The following is a 2,148-nucleotide window of genomic DNA, read 5'->3' as shown; positions in this document are numbered from 1 at the left end:
TCACCCTTTTTGGAGTGCTTTGACGGGGTCGAGTTTTGCGGCGTTGACGGCCGGGAGGTATCCGAATGCGAGGCCGATGGCGCAGGCGCTGGCGAGTGCGGCGAGCATGGAGAGGGGGGAATAGACCAGGGTGAAGTCGCTGCTCATGCGCTCGAAGGCCAGGCCGAAGCCGAGCGCGGCCAGGATGCCGGCGATGCCGCCGATGACGCAGACCAGCACCGCCTCGATCAGGAATTGCGCGCGGATGTCGCCGCGCCGGGCGCCGACCGCCATGCGCAGGCCGATCTCGCCGATGCGCTCGGTGACCGAGACCAGCATGATGTTCATCACCCCGATGCCGCCGACCACCAGCGAGATCACCGCAATGGCCGCGATCAGCAGCGCCAGGGTCTGCGTGGTCGAGGTGATGGTCTGGCGGATCTGGTCGTTGTTGACGATGAAGAAGTTCCTGGTGCCGTGGCGCCGGGTCAGGATGTCGGCGACCATCTGCTCGGCCAGCGCCATGTCCACGTCGTCGGCCACCCGCAGGGTCAGCCCGCTGACGCTGGTCGAGCCCAGGTAGCGCGCCTGCACCGTGGTATAGGGGGCATAGACGGTCAGGCTGGTCGAGCCGCCGGGGCCGCGGTTCTGCGCCTCGGCCACGCCGATCACCCGCAGGGGCACCTTGCCGGCCATGAAGACCTGCCCCAGCGCCGGGCCGTCGCCGAAGAGGCTGGTCCGGGTGTTCTCGTCGATGACGACGTTCTGGCCCATCGCCGCCACGTCGGCCTCGTCGAAGCCGCGGCCCTGGGTCAGCGCGACGCCGGCCACGTCGAAATACTGCTCGCCGACGCCGCTGATCTGGGCGCTGGCCTCGGTGGCGCCGTGGCGCAGGGTGGCGCTGGTGCCGACCGTCGGGCTGACCGAGGCGACATGGGGCTGGCGGGCCAGCGCCGCGGCGTCGGCGGTGACCAGCGTGGTCACCCGCCCCGAGCGCATGTCGCCGAAATCGCGGCCCGGAAAGATCTGCAGGGTGTTGGTGCCCAGCCCGGCGATGTTCTGCAGCACCTGCCGGCGCGAGCCCTCGCCCAAGGCCACCACCGAGACCACCGAGGCGATGCCGATGATGATGCCCAGCATGGTCAGGAAGCTGCGCAGCTTGTGGGCGCGCATGGAAAGCAGCGCCATGCGCAGCGCCTCGGCCAGCCGGCCCAGCACCGGCACGGCGGCGCGGGCCTGAACGGGGGCCTGAACGGGGGCCGGTTGCGGGGCGGGCAGGGGTCCGGGCCCGGGATCGGCGGCCGGCCCCCCGGTCCGGCGGTCCGCGACGATGCGGCCGTCGGCGATCTCGACCACGCGATGCGCCCGCGCCGCGACCCTGGGGTCGTGGGTGACGATGACCACGGTGCGGCCCTCGGCGTTCAGCCGCTCCAGGATGCCCAGCACCTCGTCGCCGCTGCGGCTGTCGAGCGCGCCGGTGGGCTCGTCGGCCAGGATCACGCGGGCGTCGTTGACCAGCGCCCGGGCGATCGAGACCCGCTGCTGCTGGCCGCCCGAAAGCTGGCCGGGCCGGTGCCCCGTCCGGTCGCCCAGCCCCAGCCGCTCCAGCAGGTCGCGGGCGCGGGCGCGGCGGGCATCGGCGGGCAGGCCGCGATAGATCGCCGGCACCTCGACATTCCCCAGCGCCGTCATCTCGGAGAGCAGGTGGTAGCGCTGGAAGATGAAACCGAAGGTCTCGCGGCGCAGCGCCGCCAGCTCGCCCGCGCCCAGCCGCGCCACCTCGCGCCCGTCCATCCGGTAGCTGCCCGAGCTGGGCCGGTCGAGGCAGCCCAGGATGTTCATCAGCGTCGACTTGCCCGAGCCCGAGGCGCCCATGACGGCGACGAACTCGCCCTGGCCGATGTCGAGGTCGATGTCCTCGAGCACGCGCAGCACCCCCTCGCCCGAGGGGTATTCGCGGCCGAGGCCGCGCAGCCGGATCAGAGGGGCGCTCGTCTCAGCCACCCAGCGGCCCCATCATGCGGCGGCTGCCGCGGGGGGCGGCGGCGGCCGGGGCGGCGCCCTGCTCGCCGGTCACCACGCGCTCGCCCTCGGCCAGGCCCGAGACCACCTCGGCCGCCACCTTGTCGTTGAGCCCGATCACCACGTCGCGGGTCTCGATGCCGGCGC

The 2,148-nt window shown here is 72.8% G+C and carries 2 protein-coding genes; both read right to left on the bottom strand.

Going from position 1 to position 2,148, the window contains the following annotated elements; genetic code table 11:
* A complete protein-coding gene (locus tag QPR87_RS23425) occupies positions 1-1,983 on the bottom strand; it encodes a MacB family efflux pump subunit (RefSeq protein WP_285051553.1) in 1,983 nt (660 codons plus the stop codon).
* Positions 1,976-2,125 carry a hypothetical protein gene (locus tag QPR87_RS23800; RefSeq protein WP_502921636.1) on the bottom strand — a complete coding sequence of 50 codons (150 nt, stop codon included), beginning with the start codon at positions 2,123-2,125 and terminating at the stop codon, positions 1,976-1,978. The genes QPR87_RS23425 and QPR87_RS23800 overlap by 8 nt, the downstream gene beginning before the upstream one ends.
* Between the last annotated feature and the right edge of the window lie 23 nt (positions 2,126-2,148).

This window comes from Paracoccus sp. SSJ (assembly GCF_030234105.1).
Classification (GTDB): Bacteria; Pseudomonadota; Alphaproteobacteria; order Rhodobacterales; family Rhodobacteraceae; genus Paracoccus; species Paracoccus denitrificans.
Note: the sequence above shows the minus strand (reverse complement) of the source record. Positions and strands in the feature narration are given on the sequence as shown.